The 17,591-nt window shown below is 67.4% G+C and carries 19 protein-coding genes and 1 tRNA gene; 7 read left to right on the forward strand and 13 right to left on the reverse strand.

Going from position 1 to position 17,591, the window contains the following annotated elements; translation table 11 throughout:
- Nucleotides 1-8: 8 nt before the first annotated feature.
- The 6 genes from coaE to EZ313_RS01280 form a co-directional block, all read right to left on the reverse strand.
- The gene (coaE, locus tag EZ313_RS01255) at nt 9-614 is read right to left on the reverse strand and encodes a dephospho-CoA kinase (RefSeq protein ID WP_135261413.1); all 606 of its coding nucleotides are present in this window, start codon (nt 612-614) and stop codon (nt 9-11) included.
- A 1-nt stretch (nt 615) separates the two neighbouring features.
- Nucleotides 616-1,458 carry a prepilin peptidase gene (locus EZ313_RS01260; RefSeq protein ID WP_135261414.1) on the reverse strand — a complete coding sequence of 281 codons (843 nt, stop codon included), beginning with the start codon at nt 1,456-1,458 and terminating at the stop codon, nt 616-618.
- On the reverse strand, nt 1,458-2,675 hold the full coding sequence (locus EZ313_RS01265; RefSeq protein ID WP_135261415.1) for a type II secretion system F family protein: 1,218 nt from the start codon (nt 2,673-2,675) through the stop codon (nt 1,458-1,460). The genes EZ313_RS01260 and EZ313_RS01265 overlap by 1 nt, the downstream gene beginning before the upstream one ends.
- A gap of 30 nt (nt 2,676-2,705) precedes the next feature.
- Nucleotides 2,706-4,448: a type IV-A pilus assembly ATPase PilB gene (gene pilB, locus EZ313_RS01270; RefSeq protein WP_135261416.1), complete on the reverse strand. Its 1,743-nt coding sequence runs from the start codon at nt 4,446-4,448 to the stop codon at nt 2,706-2,708.
- A gap of 151 nt (nt 4,449-4,599) precedes the next feature.
- A tRNA-Pro gene (locus EZ313_RS01275) sits at nt 4,600-4,676 on the reverse strand.
- Nucleotides 4,677-4,713: 37 nt separating this feature from the next.
- A complete protein-coding gene (locus EZ313_RS01280; RefSeq protein WP_135263519.1) occupies nt 4,714-5,643 on the reverse strand; it encodes a polyprenyl synthetase family protein in 930 nt (309 codons plus the stop codon).
- Nucleotides 5,644-5,851: 208 nt separating this feature from the next.
- On the opposite strand from EZ313_RS01280, the gene rplU reads away from it, so the two are divergent.
- From rplU to proB, 4 genes are all read left to right on the forward strand, one after another.
- Nucleotides 5,852-6,163: a 50S ribosomal protein L21 gene (rplU, locus tag EZ313_RS01285; RefSeq protein WP_135261417.1), complete on the forward strand. Its 312-nt coding sequence runs from the start codon at nt 5,852-5,854 to the stop codon at nt 6,161-6,163.
- A gap of 15 nt (nt 6,164-6,178) precedes the next feature.
- Complete coding sequence (rpmA, locus tag EZ313_RS01290) at nt 6,179-6,439, forward strand: 50S ribosomal protein L27 (RefSeq protein ID WP_135261418.1); 261 nt, start codon at nt 6,179-6,181, stop codon at nt 6,437-6,439.
- A gap of 71 nt (nt 6,440-6,510) precedes the next feature.
- Nucleotides 6,511-7,599 (forward strand): Obg family GTPase CgtA, encoded by a 1,089-nt coding sequence (gene cgtA / locus EZ313_RS01295; protein ID WP_135261419.1) that lies wholly within the window; start codon nt 6,511-6,513, stop codon nt 7,597-7,599.
- Nucleotides 7,596-8,750 (forward strand): glutamate 5-kinase, encoded by a 1,155-nt coding sequence (gene proB, locus EZ313_RS01300; protein WP_135261420.1) that lies wholly within the window; start codon nt 7,596-7,598, stop codon nt 8,748-8,750. The genes cgtA and proB overlap by 4 nt, the downstream gene beginning before the upstream one ends.
- A gap of 15 nt (nt 8,751-8,765) precedes the next feature.
- Here proB and EZ313_RS01305 read toward each other — a convergent pair whose 3' ends face one another.
- The gene (locus tag EZ313_RS01305) at nt 8,766-9,284 is read right to left on the reverse strand and encodes a CNP1-like family protein (protein WP_135261421.1); all 519 of its coding nucleotides are present in this window, start codon (nt 9,282-9,284) and stop codon (nt 8,766-8,768) included.
- Complete coding sequence (locus EZ313_RS01310) at nt 9,274-9,924, reverse strand: RNA pyrophosphohydrolase (RefSeq protein ID WP_135261422.1); 651 nt, start codon at nt 9,922-9,924, stop codon at nt 9,274-9,276. Before EZ313_RS01310 ends, EZ313_RS01305 begins: the two co-directional genes overlap by 11 nt.
- Nucleotides 9,925-10,021: 97 nt before the next feature.
- Between EZ313_RS01310 and EZ313_RS01315 the strand changes: the two genes are divergently transcribed.
- A complete protein-coding gene (locus EZ313_RS01315; RefSeq protein WP_135261423.1) occupies nt 10,022-11,767 on the forward strand; it encodes a proline--tRNA ligase in 1,746 nt (581 codons plus the stop codon).
- Nucleotides 11,764-12,426, forward strand: a complete 663-nt coding sequence (locus tag EZ313_RS01320) for a lytic transglycosylase domain-containing protein (RefSeq protein WP_135261424.1) — start codon at nt 11,764-11,766, stop codon at nt 12,424-12,426. Before EZ313_RS01315 ends, EZ313_RS01320 begins: the two co-directional genes overlap by 4 nt.
- A gap of 4 nt (nt 12,427-12,430) precedes the next feature.
- Here EZ313_RS01320 and EZ313_RS01325 read toward each other — a convergent pair whose 3' ends face one another.
- The 5 genes from EZ313_RS01325 to hemA form a co-directional block, all read right to left on the reverse strand.
- Nucleotides 12,431-13,429: an AAA family ATPase gene (locus tag EZ313_RS01325; RefSeq protein ID WP_135261425.1), complete on the reverse strand. Its 999-nt coding sequence runs from the start codon at nt 13,427-13,429 to the stop codon at nt 12,431-12,433.
- A 144-nt stretch (nt 13,430-13,573) separates the two neighbouring features.
- Nucleotides 13,574-13,906, reverse strand: coding sequence for a Grx4 family monothiol glutaredoxin (grxD, locus tag EZ313_RS01330; RefSeq protein ID WP_135261426.1), 333 nt, complete (start codon nt 13,904-13,906; stop codon nt 13,574-13,576).
- Nucleotides 13,907-13,957: 51 nt separating this feature from the next.
- A complete protein-coding gene (gene prmC, locus EZ313_RS01335; RefSeq protein ID WP_135261427.1) occupies nt 13,958-14,782 on the reverse strand; it encodes a peptide chain release factor N(5)-glutamine methyltransferase in 825 nt (274 codons plus the stop codon).
- Nucleotides 14,779-15,876, reverse strand: a complete 1,098-nt coding sequence (gene prfA / locus EZ313_RS01340) for a peptide chain release factor 1 (RefSeq protein ID WP_135261428.1) — start codon at nt 15,874-15,876, stop codon at nt 14,779-14,781. The genes prmC and prfA overlap by 4 nt, the downstream gene beginning before the upstream one ends.
- A gap of 107 nt (nt 15,877-15,983) precedes the next feature.
- On the reverse strand, nt 15,984-17,255 hold the full coding sequence (gene hemA, locus EZ313_RS01345) for a glutamyl-tRNA reductase (RefSeq protein ID WP_135261429.1): 1,272 nt from the start codon (nt 17,253-17,255) through the stop codon (nt 15,984-15,986).
- A gap of 64 nt (nt 17,256-17,319) precedes the next feature.
- Here hemA and EZ313_RS01350 point away from each other — a divergent pair, with 64 nt between their 5' ends.
- Nucleotides 17,320-17,589, forward strand: coding sequence for a hypothetical protein (locus EZ313_RS01350; RefSeq protein ID WP_135261430.1), 270 nt, complete (start codon nt 17,320-17,322; stop codon nt 17,587-17,589).
- Nucleotides 17,590-17,591 lie beyond the last annotated feature (2 nt).

Consider the following 17,591-nt stretch of genomic DNA (forward strand, 5'->3'; position numbering starts at 1 on the left):
CCGCGCCATCATAGCCCGAAGCCCCTGGCGACCTGCTCCACTCGAGCCTCCAGCTGCTCGAGCGAAAGTCCCTCGTTGAAGATCACGATGTCGGCGGCGGCCAGGCGGAGCGCGCGCGGCGCCTGGGCCGCGATGATGGTTTCCACCTGCGCCGGCTTGAGCCCGCTGCGGGCCACCACGCGCGCCACCTGCGTGGCCGCGTGACAGTCCACCACCAGCACCTTGTCGACCTGGTTGCGCCAGCGGCCCGACTCGACCAGCAGCGGGATGTCGAACACGATGCAGCGTGTGCCGCCCTGCAATGCGGCCTGCACCTGTCGCTCGACGTCCGCGCCCACCAGCGGATGGATGATGGCTTCCAGGTCGCGCCGCGCCTGCGGGTCGGCATAGGCGGCAGCGCGCATGCGCTCGCGATCGAGCGCGCCGTCGGTCGAGATGAATTCGGGGCCGAAGCGCCGGCTGATCGCGGGGATCGCACTGCCGCCGGCCGCCGTCGTCGCACGAGAGATCGCATCGGCATCGATCACGGAAGCGCCCCGCGCCTGGAGCATCTGCAGCACCGTGCTCTTGCCGCTGCCGATGCCTCCGGTCAGGCCGATGCGCACGGCGGCCACGTCAGAGCCCGATGACTTCCAGGATCGAGGAAGGCCCGAACAGGAGTGCAGTGAGGCCCGCCCCGGCGAGGAAGGGACCGAAGGGAATCGCGCCGCCTTCACGCAGGTTGTCGCTGAACTTCATGGCGATGCCGATGATGGCACCGATCACGGAGGCCATGAGGATGATGGGCACCAGCGCCTGCCAGCCGAACCAGGCGCCCAGGGCCGCGAACAGCTTGAAATCGCCGTAGCCCATCCCTTCCTTGCCGGTGAGCAGCTTGAAACCTTGGTACACCAGCCAGAGTGACACGTAGCCCGCCGCCGCGCCCCAGACCGCTTGCTGCAGCGGCACGCCCGTCCAGCGCAGCGCCGATGCGATCAGCCCGGCCCAGACCAGCGGCAGCGTGATGTCGTCCGGCAGCAGCGTGGTGTCCCAATCGATCATCGCGAGCGCCACCAGAGCCGCCGCGAAGCCGCACCAGGCCAGACCGGTCCAGCTGACGCCCCACTTCCAGCCGCAGAAGGTAAACAGTCCGGCGGTGGCGATCTCGACCAGGGGATAGCGCGCCCCGATCCGCGTGCCGCACTCCGAACACTTCCCGCGCAGCGCGAGGTAGCTCAGCACCGGGATGTTCTCGTACCACCGGATCAGGTGCCCGCACTGGCGGCAGCGCGAGCGCGGATGCATCAGGTTGAATGGCTCCGCGGGTTCCGGCGACTTGCCTACCAGTTCGGCGCAATCCGCGGCCCACTGCCGCTCCAGCATCTTCGGGAGGCGGTAGATGACGACGTTGAGGAAGCTGCCAACCAGCAGCCCGAGGACGCCGGCCAACGCGGCGTCCATCCCCGGGGAAAGCAACATCAGACGACTTGGCCGAGCTTGAAGATGGGCAGGTACATCGAGACGACGATGCCGCCGATGAGGCCGCCGAGGAACACGATGATGATCGGCTCCATCAGGCTCGACAGGCCGGCGACCATGTCGTCGACCTCGGCCTCATAGAAGTCGGCCGCCTTGCCCAGCATGTGGTCGATGGAGCCGGACTCCTCGCCGATCGCGCACATCTGCAGGACCATGGTCGGGAAGCAGTTGGCGTTGGTCATCGCGGCCGTCAGGCTGGTGCCGGTGGAGACCTCCTGCTGGATCTTCTCGGTCGCCGTCACGTAGAGGGAGTTGCCGGAGGCGCCGCCCACGGAGTCGAGCGCTTCAACCAGAGGCACGCCCGCGGCGAACATGGTGGCCAGGGTGCGCGTCCAGCGGGCGATGACCGACTTGTAGACCAGGTCGCCGAACACGGGCAGCTTGAGCATGAGCCGGTCCATGAACTGCTGGACCTTCTCGTTGCGCTTCCACGCCTGCATGAAGAAGTAGAAGCCGCCACCGATCCCACCGAAGATGACGTACCAGTACTTGATGAAGAGTTCGCTCATTCCGATCACGAACAAGGTCGGCGCGGGCAGGTCGGCACCGAACGACTTGAACACCTCCTTGAACGCCGGAATGACGAAGATCATGATGACCGAAACCACCACGAAGGCCACCACCACGACGGAGATCGGGTACATCAGGGCCGACTTGATCTTCGACTTGATGGCTTCGGTCTTCTCCATGTAGATCGCAAGCCGGTCGAGCAGCGATTCCAGGATACCGGCGGCCTCGCCGGCCTCGACGAGGTTGCAGTAGAGGTTGTCGAAGTACAGCGGGTACTTGCGAAACGCGGCCGACAGGGACGTGCCCGTCTCCACGTCCGCGCGGATGTCGTTCAGCAGCTTGGACACGCTGGCATTCGCATTGCCACGGCCGACGATGTCGAACGACTGCAGGAGCGGCACGCCGGCCTTCATCATGGTGGCCAGCTGGCGCGTGAAGATGGCGATGTCCTTCGGCTTGATCTTCTGTCCGGACCGCATGCGGCGCTTGCGGACCTTGATCGGCGTGACACCCTGCCGCCGAAGGGCGGACAGGACCTGGTTTTCGCCGCTGGCGCGGGTTTCGCCGCGGACGGACTTGCCGTTGCGGTCGCGCCCCTCCCACTCGAATACGAATTCGGTGACCTTGCCTGCTGTTGCCGTCGCCATGCGCTACTCCTCTGGTTCCCTTGCCGATGGCTATTCGTTCGTGCAGCCGAGCACTTCCTCGAGCGAGGTGACGCCCAGCCTTACCTTGTGGAGCCCGGACTTGCGCAGGCTCTTGACGCCCTCGCGCTCCGCCTGCTCGGCAATCTCCATCGAGCTGCCGTCGCGCAGGATGATGCGCTGGATCTCGTCGCTGATCGGCATGACCTGGTAGATGCCGACCCGGCCCTTGTAGCCGTTGTTGCAGGCGTTGCAGCCGACCGGGCGGTACGGCGTCCAGGTGCCGTCGACTTCCTCTTCGGAAAAGCCCGCGTCGAGCAGCGTCTCGTGCGGGATGTCCGCCGGCTGCTTGCAGTTGACGCACAGCCTGCGGGCCAGGCGCTGGGCGGTGATCAGGATGACGCTGGACGCGATGTTGAACGGCGCGATGCCCATGTTGCGCATCCGCGTGAGCGTGGTCGGCGCGTCGTTCGTGTGCAGCGTGGAGAGCACCAGGTGGCCCGTCTGGGCCGCCTTGATGGCGATGTCGGCGGTTTCCAGGTCGCGGATTTCGCCGACCATGATGACGTCCGGGTCCTGGCGCAGGAACGACTTGAGCGCTGCGGCGAACGTCAGCCCCGCCTTCTCGTTCACGTTGACCTGGTTGACGCCGGGCAGGTTGATTTCGGACGGGTCTTCCGCGGTGGAGATGTTCACCCCGGGCTTGTTCAAGATGTTCAGGCAGGTGTAGAGCGACACCGTCTTGCCCGAGCCGGTCGGGCCGGTGACCAGCACCATGCCGTACGGGCGGCTCACCGCGTTGAGCAGCCGTTCCTTTTCCTCGACCTCGTAGCCGAGCGCATCGATGCCCAGCTTGGCACTGCTCGGATCCAGGATACGGATCACGATCTTCTCGCCGAACAGCGTGGGCAGCGTGCTGACGCGGAAGTCGATCACACGGTCCGGACCGACCTTGAGCTTCATGCGCCCGTCCTGCGGCACCCGCTTCTCGGAGATGTCCATCCGCGAGATGACCTTGATGCGCGAGGCGAGCTTGTCCTTGATGGCAACGGGCGGCGAGGCGATCTCCCGCAGTTCGCCGTCGATGCGGAAACGAACCCGGTAATTGTGCTCGTACGGCTCGAAGTGCAGGTCCGACGCCCGCATGCTGAAGGCGTCGAGCAGCATCTTGTGCAGGAACTTGACGACCGGTGCGTCATCGACGTCGGAGCTCGCGGAGCTCTTGTCGTCCTCGTCGATGACCGACTCGTCCATGGTGGACTCGTCGAACTCGAAGTCCTCGCCGACGATGCTCTCCATCGCCTGGCTGGCGCTGGCGGAGGTCGCTTCGACCATCCGGGTCAGCTTGTCGTACTCGGCGATGACCCAGTCCACGCCCATCTGCGTGGCGAACTTGATCTTGTCGGCGGTCTGCTGGTCGGACGGGTCGGCGGTGGCGACGATCAGGCGGTTATTGCGCTTGGAAAGCACCACCACGCGGTATTGCTGGCACAGCTTGACGTCCAGCAGGTTCTTGGGCAGGCGCTGCACGTCGACCGCGTCGAGGTCCAGCAGCGGAGCGCCGAACGCCGAGGACATCGTGTGCGCCAGGTCAGCCGCGGATACAGCCCCCGAGCCTGTCAGTTCGGCGATGAAGCTGCTGCGGTTGGCCTGCGCCTTGCGATACAGCTCCTCGGCCGACTTCTGTCCGAGCTTGCCGGCGGACACCAAGGCCCGTGCCAGGCCGGGGAGGGCAAGCGAGGCTGGTTCGGACAGTCCGGGATCGGCGGCGGCCATGCGTGGTTGGTAAATCACGCCCTCGCCGGCAAGCCGGACAAAGGCCAGCTGATCATCTCCTAAAGCCCAACCGGTGTAAATCTTGCTGTGGTAGGCGCGCGAATGTCGCGCCAGCCCGCTGGGCAGGAGTTCACGGGTGGGGAAGGGAAACTGGTCGGGGTGAGAGGATTCGAACCTCCGGCCTCTACGTCCCGAACGTAGCGCTCTACCAGGCTAAGCTACACCCCGATTGCCGCTTGCGAGAAGCGCCGGCTGATCTTGCGAATCAGTTGCGACGCCCAAGCAGCTGAGCCGCCAATTGTACCAAACCATCGGAGTACTCGTTGCGCGGCAGCTGTTGCGCGCATCCGATCGCGCGCTGCGCTTCCGCGGCGGCGGCCGCGCGGGTCACGTCCAGCGCGCCGGTCTGGCGCACGACGGCCACGATCGCATCGAGTTCCTCCACCGCGCCGTGCTCGATGGCGTGCTTGATCAGATCTCGTTGTTCCGCGGTGCCGCGCTCCATCGCGGCGATCAGGGGCAGCGTGGCCTTCCCCTCGCGCAAATCGTCACCCAGGTTCTTCCCCATCTCCTGCGCGTCGCCGTCGTAATCGAGAACGTCGTCGATCACCTGGAACGCCGTGCCCAGCGCCTGGCCATAGGACGCGCAGGCTTCCTCCAGTTCCTTCGGCGCGCGTGCCAGCACGGCGCCGAGCCGCGCGCTGGCCTCGAACAGCTTGGCGGTCTTGGAGCGGATCACGCGAAGGTAGCCCGCCTCGTCGAGTGAGGCGTCGTGCATGTTCATCAGCTGCAGGACCTCGCCTTCGGCGATCACGTTCGTGGCGTCGGCCAGGATGGCCATGATGCGCATGTCGTTCGCTTCCAGCATCATCTGGAACGCCCGCGAATAGAGGAAGTCGCCCACCAGCACACTGGCGGGGTTGCCGAAGCTCTCGTTGGCCGTGGCGCGCCCCCGGCGAAGCGTGGATTCATCCACGACGTCGTCGTGCAGCAGCGTGGCGGTGTGGATGAACTCCACGACGGCAGCGAGATTGAAGCGCTGTTCGCCGCGAAAGCCGAGCGCGGCGCTCACCAGCAGCAACAGCGCGGGCCGCAGCCGCTTGCCGCCGGCGGAGATGATGTAGCGCGAGACCTGGCCGACCAGCGGCACCCCGGAATCGAGTCGGCGCGCGATGACCGCGTCCACCTCGAGCATGTCATCGGCGATCAGGGAAAGCACCGGGCCGGTGCTGGTAGGGGGAGAGGTCAAGGCGGTACGGCGGTTGCGTGGCGATTATAGGAAGCGCCCCTTGGCAACCTCGGCCGCCCGGCCCGGCCCATTGGTGAGTAACCGCAAACTATGCTATAGTCGAGGGCTCTCCGGGAAATCCGTCCCGGGGTACTTCCCATTCGAGAGGTCTCACATGTACGCGGTCATAAAAACCGGCGGCAAGCAGTATCGCGTTGCTTCCGGCGAAAAGATCAAAGTAGAACAGATTGCTGCGGACGTAGGCCAGGAAATCGTGCTCGATCAGGTGCTGGCTGTCGGTAACGGCGGCGACCTGAAGATCGGCAGTCCCCTGGTGTCCGGCGCCACCGTCAAGGCCACGATCGTGGCCCACGGCAAGCACGACAAGGTGCGCATCTTCAAGATGCGCCGCCGCAAGCACTACCAGAAGCGCCAGGGCCATCGCCAGCAGTTCACCGAGCTGCAGATCGGCGCCATCGCCCTCTAACCAGGAGCAGCAGACATGGCACAGAAAAAAGGCGGCGGCTCTACGCGCAACGGGCGGGATTCCCAGCCCAAGATGCTCGGCGTCAAGGCGTTCGGCGGAGAGCTGATCAGCGCCGGCTCCATCATCGTGCGCCAGCGCGGCACCAAATTCCATCCCGGCACCAACGTCGGCCTGGGCAAGGACCACACGCTCTTCGCGCTGGTCGACGGCCACGTCCAGTTCGCCACCAAGGGCTCGCTGAACAAGCAAACGGTCAGCGTCATCCCGGCGGCCTGAGTTAACCTCGGGCCATCCGGCAAGGACAAAGCCCCGACTTGTCGGGGCTTTGTTTTTCCAGGCTTGCAATCATGAAATTCGTCGACGAAGCCTTCATCGACGTCGCCGCCGGCGACGGGGGGAACGGCTGCGTCTCGTTCCGCCACGAGAAGTACAAGGAGTTCGGCGGCCCGAACGGTGGCGACGGCGGCCGCGGCGGCCATGTCTACGCGGTGGCCGACCCGAACCTCAACACGCTGGTGGACTACCGCTTCTCGCGCCGCCACGAGGCCAAGCGCGGCGAGCACGGGATGGGCTCGGACATGTTCGGCGCCGCCGGAGCAGACATCACGCTGAAGATGCCGGTGGGCACCATCATCAGCGACGCCGAAACCGGCGAGGTGTTGCACGAGCTGCTCACCCCCGGCGAGACCATCGTGCTGGCCAAGGGTGGCGACGGCGGCTTCGGCAACATGCGGTTCAAGAGCTCGATCAACCGCGCCCCGAGGCAGAAGACGCCCGGCTGGCCCGGCGAGAAGAAGAACCTGAAGCTCGAACTGAAGGTGCTCGCGGATGTCGGCCTGCTCGGCATGCCCAACGCAGGCAAGTCGACGCTGATCTCGGCCATCTCCAACGCACGGCCCAAGATCGCCGACTATCCCTTCACCACGCTGCATCCCAACCTGGGTGTCGTGCGGGTGGGCCCGGAGCAGAGCTTCGTGGTCGCGGACGTCCCCGGCCTGATCGAGGGTGCCGCCGAGGGCGCCGGCCTGGGCCACCAGTTTCTGCGGCATTTGCAGCGCACGCGTCTGCTGCTGCACCTCGTGGATCTGGCACCTTTCGACGAGGCCGTCGACCCGGTGGCGCAAGCCAAGGCCATTGTCGCGGAATTGAAGAAATACGACCAGGCCTTGTACGAGAAGCCGCGCTGGCTGGTGCTGAACAAGATCGACATGATCCCCGCGGACGAGCGCGACGCGCGCGTCAAGGACTTCGTCAAGCGCATGCGCTACAAGGGCCCGGTGTTCCGCATCTCGGCCCTGACGCGCGAAGGCTGCGAAGAGCTGGTCAAGGGCGTTTACCAGCACGTGAAGGCGCAGCAGACGCGCGAGAACGAACCGGCCGAAGTCGATCCGCGGTTCGCGGCGGCAGACCAGGAGCAGGGAAAGGGCGGGGCATGAGTGCCGCGATCGAGACTCCTGGGCTCGAGCATCAGGACCTGCTGCGCGGCGCCCGCCGCATCGTCGTCAAGGTCGGCTCCAGCCTCGTCACCAACGAAGGCCGCGGCCTCGACGAGCAGGCGATCGGCGAGTGGTGCCGCCAGCTCGCAACGTTGGCTCGCGAGGGTCGCGAAGTGATCATGGTGTCCAGCGGCGCGATTGCCGAAGGCATGAAGCGCCTCGGTTGGAATTCGCGTCCTCACGAGCTCAATGAACTCCAAGCCGCCGCCGCCGTCGGCCAGATGGGCCTCGCCCAGATGTACGAAACCAAGCTGCGCGAGAACGGCCTCGGGTCGGCGCAGGTGCTGCTCACGCATGCCGACCTGGCCGACCGCGAGCGCTATCTCAACGCGCGCTCGACGCTGCTCACGCTGCTGGGGCTGCGCGTGCTGCCGGTCATCAACGAGAACGACACGGTCGTCAACGACGAGATCAAGTTCGGCGACAACGACACGTTGGGCGCGCTCGTCGCCAACCTCGTCGAAGCCGACGTGCTGGTGATCCTCACGGACCAGCGGGGTCTGTACAGCGCGGACCCGCGCAAGGATCCGCAGGCCCGCTTCGTCCACGTCGGCCGCGCGGGAGATCCGGCGCTCGAAGCCATGGCGGGCGGCGCAGGCTCCAGCATCGGCAAGGGCGGAATGATCACCAAGATCCTCGCCGCCAGGCGCGCGGCGCGCTCCGGCGCGTCGACGGTGATCGCGTGGGGCCGCGAGCAGGACGCGCTGCTGCGCCTTGCCGCCGGCGAGCCGATCGGCACGCTGCTGGTGGCGCCCACGCAGAAAAGCCAGGCGCGCAAGCGCTGGATGGCCGACCACCTGCAGCTGCGCGGCGCGGTCATGGTGGACGACGGCGCGGTGGCGAAGCTGGTGCGCGAAGGCAAGAGCCTGCTGCCGATCGGCATGACCGCGGTGGAAGGCGAGTTCTCGCGCGGCGATGTCATCGCGGTGCGCGATCCCGCAGGTGGGGAGGTCGCGCGCGGCCTGGCCAACTACGCCAGCGCCGAGGCGCGGTTGTTGTGCCGCAAGCCTTCGAGCGAGATCGAGAAGCTGCTCGGGTACATGGCCGAGCCGGAGATGATCCACCGCACCAACTTGGTCCTCACCCGCTGAGGACCGAGGCCCGCGTCAGCGCACCTCGTTGCGGAAACGGTAGTTGCCGGAGCTGCCCAGGTCGCGCGCGATCTGATCGGGCGAGCGGTTGGTTCCTCGGCCCACGCACGCGCCATTGCGGGCGATCGCGAGACTGTGGAGCGTAGAGGCGCTGCCGTGCAGCGGTTTCCAGTCCGCGTCTCGCACGGGCACCCACTTGTCGCCTGAGTTGCGGGCGTACAGCTTCACTTCCGCGGTGTTGCACCTCACGCCTTCGTACAGGGCGTTGACGGCGCCGCCTTCACCACGGGCCACGACCACATAGCGCACCACGCCGTCGTTGCCGATGCGGATGGAGGCCGGGTCGACGCCCCAGCGCAGCACCGAGCTGCTGATCTCGAGCGGCACCAGTTGCTCGGTCTTGAGCGCGGGCGGGGGAGGAGCCTCGGCCTCCTTCCAGTCCGGATCGACATCGGTGATCTGCGCGTGCGCGGCCACGCACCCGATGCCCAGGACAAGCAGCGCGACGTTTCGTCGCGCCGCCTCAAGGCGCACGGTTGCCTTCGTGGGCGTTCTTCAGTGCGGCTTGCGGATCGGGCTCGAAGGTGGCGCCCGGCGGCAGCTCGAAGCTCGGACCGGGCAGGGGCTCGCCGTGCTGTTCATGCGGCCCCGCGGGATCGCGCGAACGCATGCCGCCGCGCAGGTAGCGATTGCGATGGTCGTGCCGCGGCACGAAGCGCGCCAGTTCAGTCAGCGCCATCTCGTACACGCCGCGCTTGAATTCGACCACGACGTCCAGCGGGACCCAGTAGTCGTTCCAGCGCCAGGCGTCGAATTCGGGATGGTTGGTGGCGCGCAGGTTCAGGTTCCAGTCCTGGCCCGTGAGCTGCAGCAGGTACCAGATCTGTTTCTGGCCCTTGTAGTGTCCGCGTGCATCGCGACGGATGTAGCGGTCCGGCACTTCGTAGCGCAACCAGTCGCGCGTGCGGGCGATGATGCGCACGTGTTCGGGCTTGAGCCCGATCTCTTCGTGCAACTCGCGGTACATCGCCTGTTCGGGCGTCTCTCCGCGATCGATCCCGCCTTGCGGAAACTGCCAGCTGTGGGTGCGGATTCGCTTGCCCCAGAACACCTGGTTTTTCTGGTTGAGCAGGATGATGCCGACGTTGGGCCTGAAGCCGTCCCGGTCAAGCATAATCAAACCCCAAACTTTTGAACTGAGTCCATTATGCACGCCGCCCTGCGCGTGCGCCAAGAACTCAGCCGTCCCGCGCCCGCCCGTTCTCCCCCGAATGAAAGCCTCCCAGTTCCTGATTTCCACGCTCAAGGAAGCGCCCGCCGATGCCGAGGTGGTGAGCCACCAGCTGATGATGCGGGCGGGCATGGTCAAGAAGCTGGGGGCGGGCATCTACACGTGGATGCCCATGGGGCTTCGCGTCGTGCGCAAGATCGAAGCCATCGTGCGCGAGGAGATGAACCGCGCCGGCGCGGTGGAACTGCTCATGCCCGTGGTGCAGCCCGCGGAGTTCTGGCAGGAGACGGGCCGCTGGTCCAAGATGGGCCCGGAGCTGATGCGGGTGAAGGACCGCCACGAGCGCGACTTCATCATCCAGCCCACGAGTGAAGAAGTCGTCACCGACGTCGCGCGGCAGGAACTCCGCAGCTACAAGCAGCTGCCGAAAAACCTGTATCACATCCAGACGAAGTTCCGCGACGAGCGGCGGCCGCGTTTCGGCGTGATGCGCAGCCGCGAGTTCATCATGAAGGACGCGTACAGCTTCGACCGCGACGCCGCCAGCTCCAAGGCGAGCTACCAGGCGATGGCCCGGGCCTACCGCGCGATCTTCGACCGCTTCGGCCTGCGCTACCGCGCCGTCGCGGCCGACAGCGGCGCCATCGGCGGCGACCTCTCCGAGGAGTTCCAGGTCATCGCCGCGACGGGCGAGGACGCCGTGGTGTATTGCCCCGAGAGCGAATACGCCGCCAACATGGAGAAGGCCGAGGCCCGCGCGCCCGCGGGCCCGCGTCCCGCACCGGCGCAGCGCATGGAGAAGACGCCGACGCCCGGCAAGAGCACCTGCCCGGACGTGGCCCAGTTCCTCGGCATCCCGTTGCAGCGCACGGTCAAGTCGCTGGTGCTGGCCACCGACGGCGTCGACGACAACGGCCGTCCGCCCGGCACGCAGGTCTGGCTGCTGCTGCTGCGCGGCGACCACGACATGAACGAGATCAAGGTCGGCAAGGTGCCCGGCTTGGACGCGGGCTTCCGCTTCGCCACCAACGCCGAGATCGTGGATCGCTTCGGCACGCCCCCGGGCTACCTTGGCCCCATCGGCACGAGGAAGCCCGTGCGCGTGGTCGCCGACCGCGAGGTCGCCGTGATGGCCGACTGGGTCTGCGGCGCCAACGCCGAGGGGTACCACCTCACCGGCGTGAACTGGGGCCGCGACCTGCCCGAGCCCGATGCGGTCGCGGACCTGCGCAACGTGGTCGAAGGCGACCCATCACCCGACGGCGAGGGTCGCCTGGTCATCGAGCGCGGCATCGAGGTGGGCCACGTGTTCTACCTCGGCACCAAGTACAGCGCGCCGATGGAGGCCAGCTTCCTGGACGAAAACGGCAAGCCCCAGCTGATGGAGATGGGCTGCTATGGCATCGGCATCACGCGGCTGCCGGCCGCCGCCATCGAGCAGAACAACGACGCCAGAGGGATCATCTGGCCCGACGCGATCGCGCCCTTCACGGTGGTGGTCTGCCCGATCGGCATGGACCGCAGCGCCGAAGTGCGCGCGGCCGCCGAAAAACTGCACGACGAACTCGCCGCCGCCGGCGTGGACGTGATGCTGGACGACCGCGGCGAGCGCCCCGGTGCCATGTTCGCGGACTGGGAACTGATCGGCGTGCCGCACCGCGTCGTCATTTCCGATCGCGGCCTCAAGGAAGGGCAGCTCGAATACCAGCACCGGCGCGATGCGGCCGCCACCAAGGTGCCCGCGGGCGAAGTCATGGCCTTCCTGCGCGGCCGCCTGCAGGCGTGATCGCGCGGCGCGCCGCGCTCGCGCTGCTCGCGGCGGGGCCGTTCGCGGCGACGAGTGCGCGCGCCGGCGGGCAGATCGAGGAACCGCTGGCCGACTCGGTGCGCACCGCTCTGAGTTCGGCCATCGCCAACTCGGCGCCGCCGGTTCCCGATTTCACCGACACCGAATCGCGTCTCGCCTACCTGCGCTGGCTCGGCGCGATGAGTCCCCGCCTGTTGCGACGCAAGGTGGACTGGCAGGAGCGCAAGGAATTCCTGCAGACCGTCTGGTACGAGAGCAAGCGCGCGGGCCTCGATCCGGGCCTGGTGCTGGGATTGATCCAGGTGGAAAGCGCCTTTCGCAAGTTCGCGGTCAGCAGCGTAGGAGCGCGCGGCTACATGCAGGTGATGCCGTTCTGGAGCCGCCTGATCGGCGACGGCGATGCGGGCAGGCTGTTCCACATGCAGACCAACCTGCGTTTCGGCTGCGTGATCCTGCGCCACTACATCGACCGCGAGCGCGGCGACTTGTTCATGGCCTTGGGTCGTTACAACGGCAGCCGCGGCAAGCCGCAGTACCCGAACGCGGTGTTCGCGGCCGCGAAGCAGTGGCGCTTCATCGACACCACGCCGCCCAGGGGCGAGGACCCGGCACTGCGAGCCGGCGGCGGCCCGACCTGAACCCTTACTGCACGAAGCCGATCTTGCCCTTGCCCGACGCGGGCTTGGGCAGGTCTTCCACCGCGATCTCGCTGCGCTGGTCCAGGCGGGCATTGCCGAAGCCGGTCATGAGCGCGCGGCGCATGTCGCGCGGCGCCAGTTCGGCCAGCTGGTCGAGCAGGTCGTCCGACGGCTCGGGCTCGAAGCGCGCGCCCCAGCCATGCTCGCACCGGATCGAGACGTAGAGGTTGCGCGCGATCTGCCGGGCTGCTTCGAAAGAGGGCGCTTCGATCTCGAACACGTTCATCCGGTTGAGGATGGGCTCCGGAATGCAGCGCTCGTCGTTGGCGGTCATGATCCAGATGACCTGGCTCGCATCGATCGCCACCTCGGCGAACTCGTCCATGAAGGTCTGCGCGGTGTCGTGCTCCAGCAGGCCGTAGAGCGCGCCGAGGGGGTCGTACTGCGCATCGGCGGCCGCCTTGTCGATCTCGTCGACCACGATCACCGGGTTGGCGTACTGGCCGTCGACGATCGCCTCGAACACCTTGCCCGGCTTGGCGCCTTTCCACTGCGACGAAGCACCTGACAGCAGCCAGCCCGCGGTCATGGAACTCATGGGCACCAGGCTCATTCCGGTGCCCAGCAGGTCGGCCAGCTTGCGCGCGAAATGGGTCTTGCCGATGCCCGGCGGACCCAACAGCAGCATCGGCGTGACTTCCAGGCCGTCCCGGCTGTCCTGCGACAGCGCCACGTGGCGCTTCACGTCGTCGAGCGCATCGGTGAAGTTGGGCAGCTGCTCGTAAAGCGCCGCCATGTCGGGGACGCCGCTGGGCTTGACCTGGAAGCGCTCCGGCCCGCGCTCGAGCATGCGCTCGTACGTCGTGCGCAGGTTCTCATGTTCCTTGTTGGGCAGCTTGGCGAGCTTGCGCTCGACGTCATGCGGACGGAAGACGTTCCGCAGGTTGGCGATGGGAAGCTTGAACGAAGACGATTGGTGGGGCACCAGACTGCGGCTGTCCATGCTCGCTGCTCCTTCACGACTGCTGTGTTCATTCCAGCATAAGCCGTGCCAGAGCGCAATCGAGTCGGGCCGCTGCCGCGACCACTGTCAGGTTTTTGCCGATGTGTTTGGCAGCCGAAAGAGGCGGGCTGCTGAGGTGCGCCCTCAGGCGCGCGGCGTGGTGGCGCCCAGCACCTGCTGCAACTCGCCGCTCTGGTACATCTCCATCATGATGTCCGAGCCGCCGATGAATTCGCCGCGCACGTACAGCTGAGGAATCGTCGGCCAGTTGCTGTATTCCTTGATGCCCTGGCGGATCTCGTCGTCCTCCAGCACGTTCACGGTGGTCAGCGCCTTCGGGTCGACGCCGCAGGCCTTCAGGATCTGGATCGCGCGGCCGGAGAAGCCGCACATCGGGAAGCTCGCGCTTCCCTTCATGAACAGCAGCACGTCGTTGGTCTTGACCAGCTGGTCGATGCGTTGCTGGGCGTCGCTCATGGGCAATCTCCTGGAATGGGGTGGGGCCGCAGTGCGGCACTTTGGGTCGGATTATCCCCGTTCAAGCCGGCCGCCGGAGCAGCGCTCGATGCCGGCCAGGTCGCGGCGGGAGCTGACGTCGGCAAAGCCCGCCGCCTCCAGCAGCCCACGCACCGCGGCCGCTTGATCCCACCCGTGCTCCAGCAGCAGCCAGCCGCCCGGCGCCAGGCAGCGGAGCGCCTGCTGCACGATGGCCCGCAGGTCATCGAGGCCGTCGGCCCCGGCCACCAGCGCCTGCCGCGGCTCGTGTTGCAAGGCGCGGAGGTGCTCGTCGCCTTCAGCGACGTAGGGCGGATTGGACACGATCAGGTCGTAGGGACCATCGCAGCCGGCGAGCCAGCGGCCATGCTTGAAGCGCAGGGGAAGGTTCAGTCGCGCCGCATTCTGCGAGGCGACGGACAAAGCATCGGCGCTCGCGTCGACTGCTTCCATGATCGCATCGCGCCTTCGATCGGCGATCGCCAGCGCGATCGCGCCGCTGCCCGTGCCGAGGTCGATCACGAGCGGCGCGCTGCGACCGGCCAGCACCTCCAGCGACCATTCGACCAGCGTCTCGGTTTCGGGCCGCGGCACCAGCACGCGCTCGTCCACCAGGAGGTCGAGCCCGAAAAACTCCTTGCGGCCCACCAGGTACGCGACCGGTTCGCCCGCGGCGCGCCGAGCGCACAGCGCCTCGAAAGCTCGCGCGACGTGAGGCGCCAGCGATTCGTCGTCGTGCGCCAGCAGCCAAGCCCGACCACCCGCGGGCCGCCGCAATGCATGCAGCATCAGCAACTGCGCATCGAGCCGCTCGATGCCGCCCGCGGCCGCCTGCCGCAGCGCCTGCGCGATGTTCATGCCGCGCCCACGCCCAGGCCGATCTCCAGTTCCTCCAGCTGTTCGGCCTTGCGGGCCAGGAGCAGGCCTTCGATCAGCTCGTCCAGCTCGCCTTCCATGACGAAGGGCAGCTTGTACAGCGTGAGGTTGATGCGGTGGTCCGTCACCCGGCCCTGGGGGAAGTTGTAGGTGCGGATGCGGTCGCTGCGGTCGCCGCTGCCGATCAGGCCCTTGCGAGTGGCCGCCTCTTTCGCGGCGCGCTCGCTGCGCTCCTTCTCGCGGATGCGCGCGGCCAGCACCTGCAGCGCCTTGGCCTTGTTGCGGTGCTGCGAGCGGTCGTCCTGGCACTCGGCCACGATGCCGGTGGGGATGTGCGTGATGCGCACCGCCGAATCCGTCTTGTTGATGTGCTGTCCGCCCGCACCGCTGGCGCGGAAGGTATCGATGCGCAGGTCGGCCGGATTGAGCTGGACCGCCTGTGCCTCGTCCGGCTCGGGCAGCGCGGCGACGGTGCACGCGCTGGTGTGGATGCGTCCCTGTGTCTCGGTGGCGGGCACGCGCTGCACGCGATGGCCGCCCGATTCGAACTTCAGCTTGCCGTAGACGCCGTCGCCGACCACGCGCACCACCACTTCCTTGAAGCCGCCGACTTCGCCCGCGCTTTCGCTCACCACCTCGCAGCGCCAGCCCTGGCGCTCCGCATACCGCGTGTACATGCGCAGCAGGTCTCCAGCGAAGAGCGCAGACTCGTCGCCGCCCGTGCCGGCGCGGATCTCGAGGAAGGTGTTGCGCACGTCGTCCGGGTCCTTGGGCAGCAGCAGCTTCTGCAGCTCGTCCTCCATCGCCGGCAACTCGGCTTCGATGGCCGCGACCTCCTCGCGCGCCATGTCGGCCATGTCGGCGTCGTCCAGCATCTCGCGCGCCTGCGCCAGGTCGCTCTCGCGCCGGCGGAACAGCTCGTAGCGGCCGGCGACGTCGCTGACCTCGGCGTGCTCGCGCGTGAGCGCGCGAAAGCGCTCCATGTCGTTGGCGACGTCCGGCTGCTGCAGGAAGAAGTCGAGTTCCTGCAGGCGGACCGGGTAGCGCTCGAGTTGCTGGCGGAGGAAGGGTTTCATGTGCGGGGAAAGGGGCTTCGACAGGCTCAGCCCGAACGGAGAAGCGGGCCGGCAGCGGCGACTCCGTCCGCCCCGAGCTTCACAAGGGCGGGGGAGCGCGAACGGCGCTAACGCTCCTTGCGCAGGAAGAAGTGTTCGATCGCGCTGCCGGCGCGGTGGCGCGCTTCGGCGTCGCCGGAATGCAGCTCGGCCATCGCGCCGTGCAGCATCTTCTGCGTCAGCCCGCGCGAGAGCGCCTCCAGCACGGCATCGACGTCCTCGCCCTTGGCCAGCAGCTTGCGCGCGCGGGCGATCTCCACTGCGCGCCACTCGTCGGCCTGCGCGTTCAGCTGCCGGATCAGGGGCACCGCGCCGCGCTGGTCCATCCAGTGCAGGAAGCTCTGGACGCCGGCATCGATGATCGCTTCGGCCTGCGCGACGGCGGCCTGCCGCTGCGCCTGTCCCGTCTGCACCACGTGCGCCAGGTCGTCGACGGTGTAGAGGTACACGTCTTCCAGCGCCTTCACCTCCGGTTCGATGTCGCGCGGAACGGCGAGGTCGACCATGAACATCGGCCGGTGCTTGCGCCGCTTGACCGCCCGCTCCACGGCGCCCAGGCCAATGATCGGCAGCTGGCTCGCGGTGGAACTGACGACCGCGTCGAATTCATGCAGCCGCTCGGGCAGGTCGGCCAGCCGCATCACTTCGCCGCCGAAGCGCGTGGCCAGCTTCTCGCCGCGCTCGAGGGTGCGGTTGGCGACGGCGATGTGGCGCGGATTCTTCGCGGCGAAATGGGTCGCCGCCAGCTCGATCATTTCGCCCGCGCCGACGAACAGCACGCAGATCTTGCCCAGGTCCTCGAACAGCTGGCCCGCGAGCCGCACCGCGGCCGCGGCCATGCTGATGGAATGCACGCCGATCTCGGTGGCGCTGCGCACTTCCTTCGCCACCGCGAAGGAGCGCTGGAACAGCTGGTTCAGCGTGGTGCCCAGCGCGCCCGCCTCGTCGGCCAGGCGCACCGCGTCCTTGAGCTGGCCGAGGATCTGCGCCTCGCCGAGCACCATCGAGTCCAGCCCGCTGGCCACGCGGAAGGCATGGCGGGCGGCCATGCCGTCGCGCAGCGTGTACGCGTGCGAGCGCAGCAGGGCGGGCGAGACGCCGCCTTGCTGCGCCAGCCATTCGATCGTGGGCTCCAGCCCGTGGTCGGGCCCGGCGCAGTAGATCTCGGTGCGGTTGCAGGTGGACAGGATGGCCGCTTCGGGCTGCCGTTCGAGCCGGCCGTGCAGGCTCTGCCGCAATTGCTGCAGCGTGGGCTGGATCTGGTCGAGGGCGAACGCGAACTTGCCCCGCAAGTCGAGCGGGGCTGTCGTGTGGTTGATGCCCAAGGCCCAGACTGCCATGGGTGAAATTATAAAATCCGTCGAGTTCACAAGCACTTAGCTGCAACCCAAGGACTTTCACCGGATGGGCCCGCTCGACTCCCTCACGCACCTGGCGGGTTTCCTGGCGCCGGCCGCCTTCCTCGCCCTCGTCCTGCCCGCCGCCTCGCGCCTCCTGCTGCGCCGCGGAGCAGGCGGCTATTGGCTGCAGGCCGCGCTGGTGTTCATCGCGGCCGCCGCCGTGCTGGCGGGCGGGCTGTGGTGGTTCGGACGCGACGGCAAGATGGCCACGTACGCGGCCCTGGCGCTGGCCGCGGCCACGGCGCAGTGGCTGGCCGCGCGGGCCTGGAAGTAGAC

The organism is Ramlibacter henchirensis, assembly GCF_004682015.1.
In the GTDB taxonomy this organism is placed as follows: Bacteria; Pseudomonadota; Gammaproteobacteria; order Burkholderiales; family Burkholderiaceae_C; genus Ramlibacter; species Ramlibacter henchirensis.

Coding starts and splice junctions, on each gene's coding strand:
- EZ313_RS01280 (WP_135263519.1), bottom strand. CDS start 5,643: ATGCTCGAGGTGGACGCGGTCATCGCGCGCCGACTCGATTCCGGGGTG.
- rpmA (WP_135261418.1), top strand. CDS start 6,179: ATGGCACAGAAAAAAGGCGGCGGCTCTACGCGCAACGGGCGGGATTCC.
- prmC (WP_135261427.1), bottom strand. CDS start 14,782: ATGAACATCGCGCAGGCGCTGCGGCAGGCGGCCGCGGGCGGCATCGAG.
- grxD (WP_135261426.1), bottom strand. CDS start 13,906: ATGAGCGACGCCCAGCAACGCATCGACCAGCTGGTCAAGACCAACGAC.
- EZ313_RS01265 (WP_135261415.1), bottom strand. CDS start 2,675: ATGGCGACGGCAACAGCAGGCAAGGTCACCGAATTCGTATTCGAGTGG.
- EZ313_RS01325 (WP_135261425.1), bottom strand. CDS start 13,429: ATGGACAGCCGCAGTCTGGTGCCCCACCAATCGTCTTCGTTCAAGCTT.
- hemA (WP_135261429.1), bottom strand. CDS start 17,255: ATGGCAGTCTGGGCCTTGGGCATCAACCACACGACAGCCCCGCTCGAC.
- pilB (WP_135261416.1), bottom strand. CDS start 4,448: ATGGCCGCCGCCGATCCCGGACTGTCCGAACCAGCCTCGCTTGCCCTC.
- EZ313_RS01260 (WP_135261414.1), bottom strand. CDS start 1,458: ATGTTGCTTTCCCCGGGGATGGACGCCGCGTTGGCCGGCGTCCTCGGG.
- proB (WP_135261420.1), top strand. CDS start 7,596: ATGAGTGCCGCGATCGAGACTCCTGGGCTCGAGCATCAGGACCTGCTG.
- EZ313_RS01350 (WP_135261430.1), top strand. CDS start 17,320: ATGGGCCCGCTCGACTCCCTCACGCACCTGGCGGGTTTCCTGGCGCCG.
- EZ313_RS01315 (WP_135261423.1), top strand. CDS start 10,022: ATGAAAGCCTCCCAGTTCCTGATTTCCACGCTCAAGGAAGCGCCCGCC.
- cgtA (WP_135261419.1), top strand. CDS start 6,511: ATGAAATTCGTCGACGAAGCCTTCATCGACGTCGCCGCCGGCGACGGG.
- prfA (WP_135261428.1), bottom strand. CDS start 15,876: ATGAAACCCTTCCTCCGCCAGCAACTCGAGCGCTACCCGGTCCGCCTG.
- EZ313_RS01310 (WP_135261422.1), bottom strand. CDS start 9,924: ATGCTTGACCGGGACGGCTTCAGGCCCAACGTCGGCATCATCCTGCTC.
- rplU (WP_135261417.1), top strand. CDS start 5,852: ATGTACGCGGTCATAAAAACCGGCGGCAAGCAGTATCGCGTTGCTTCC.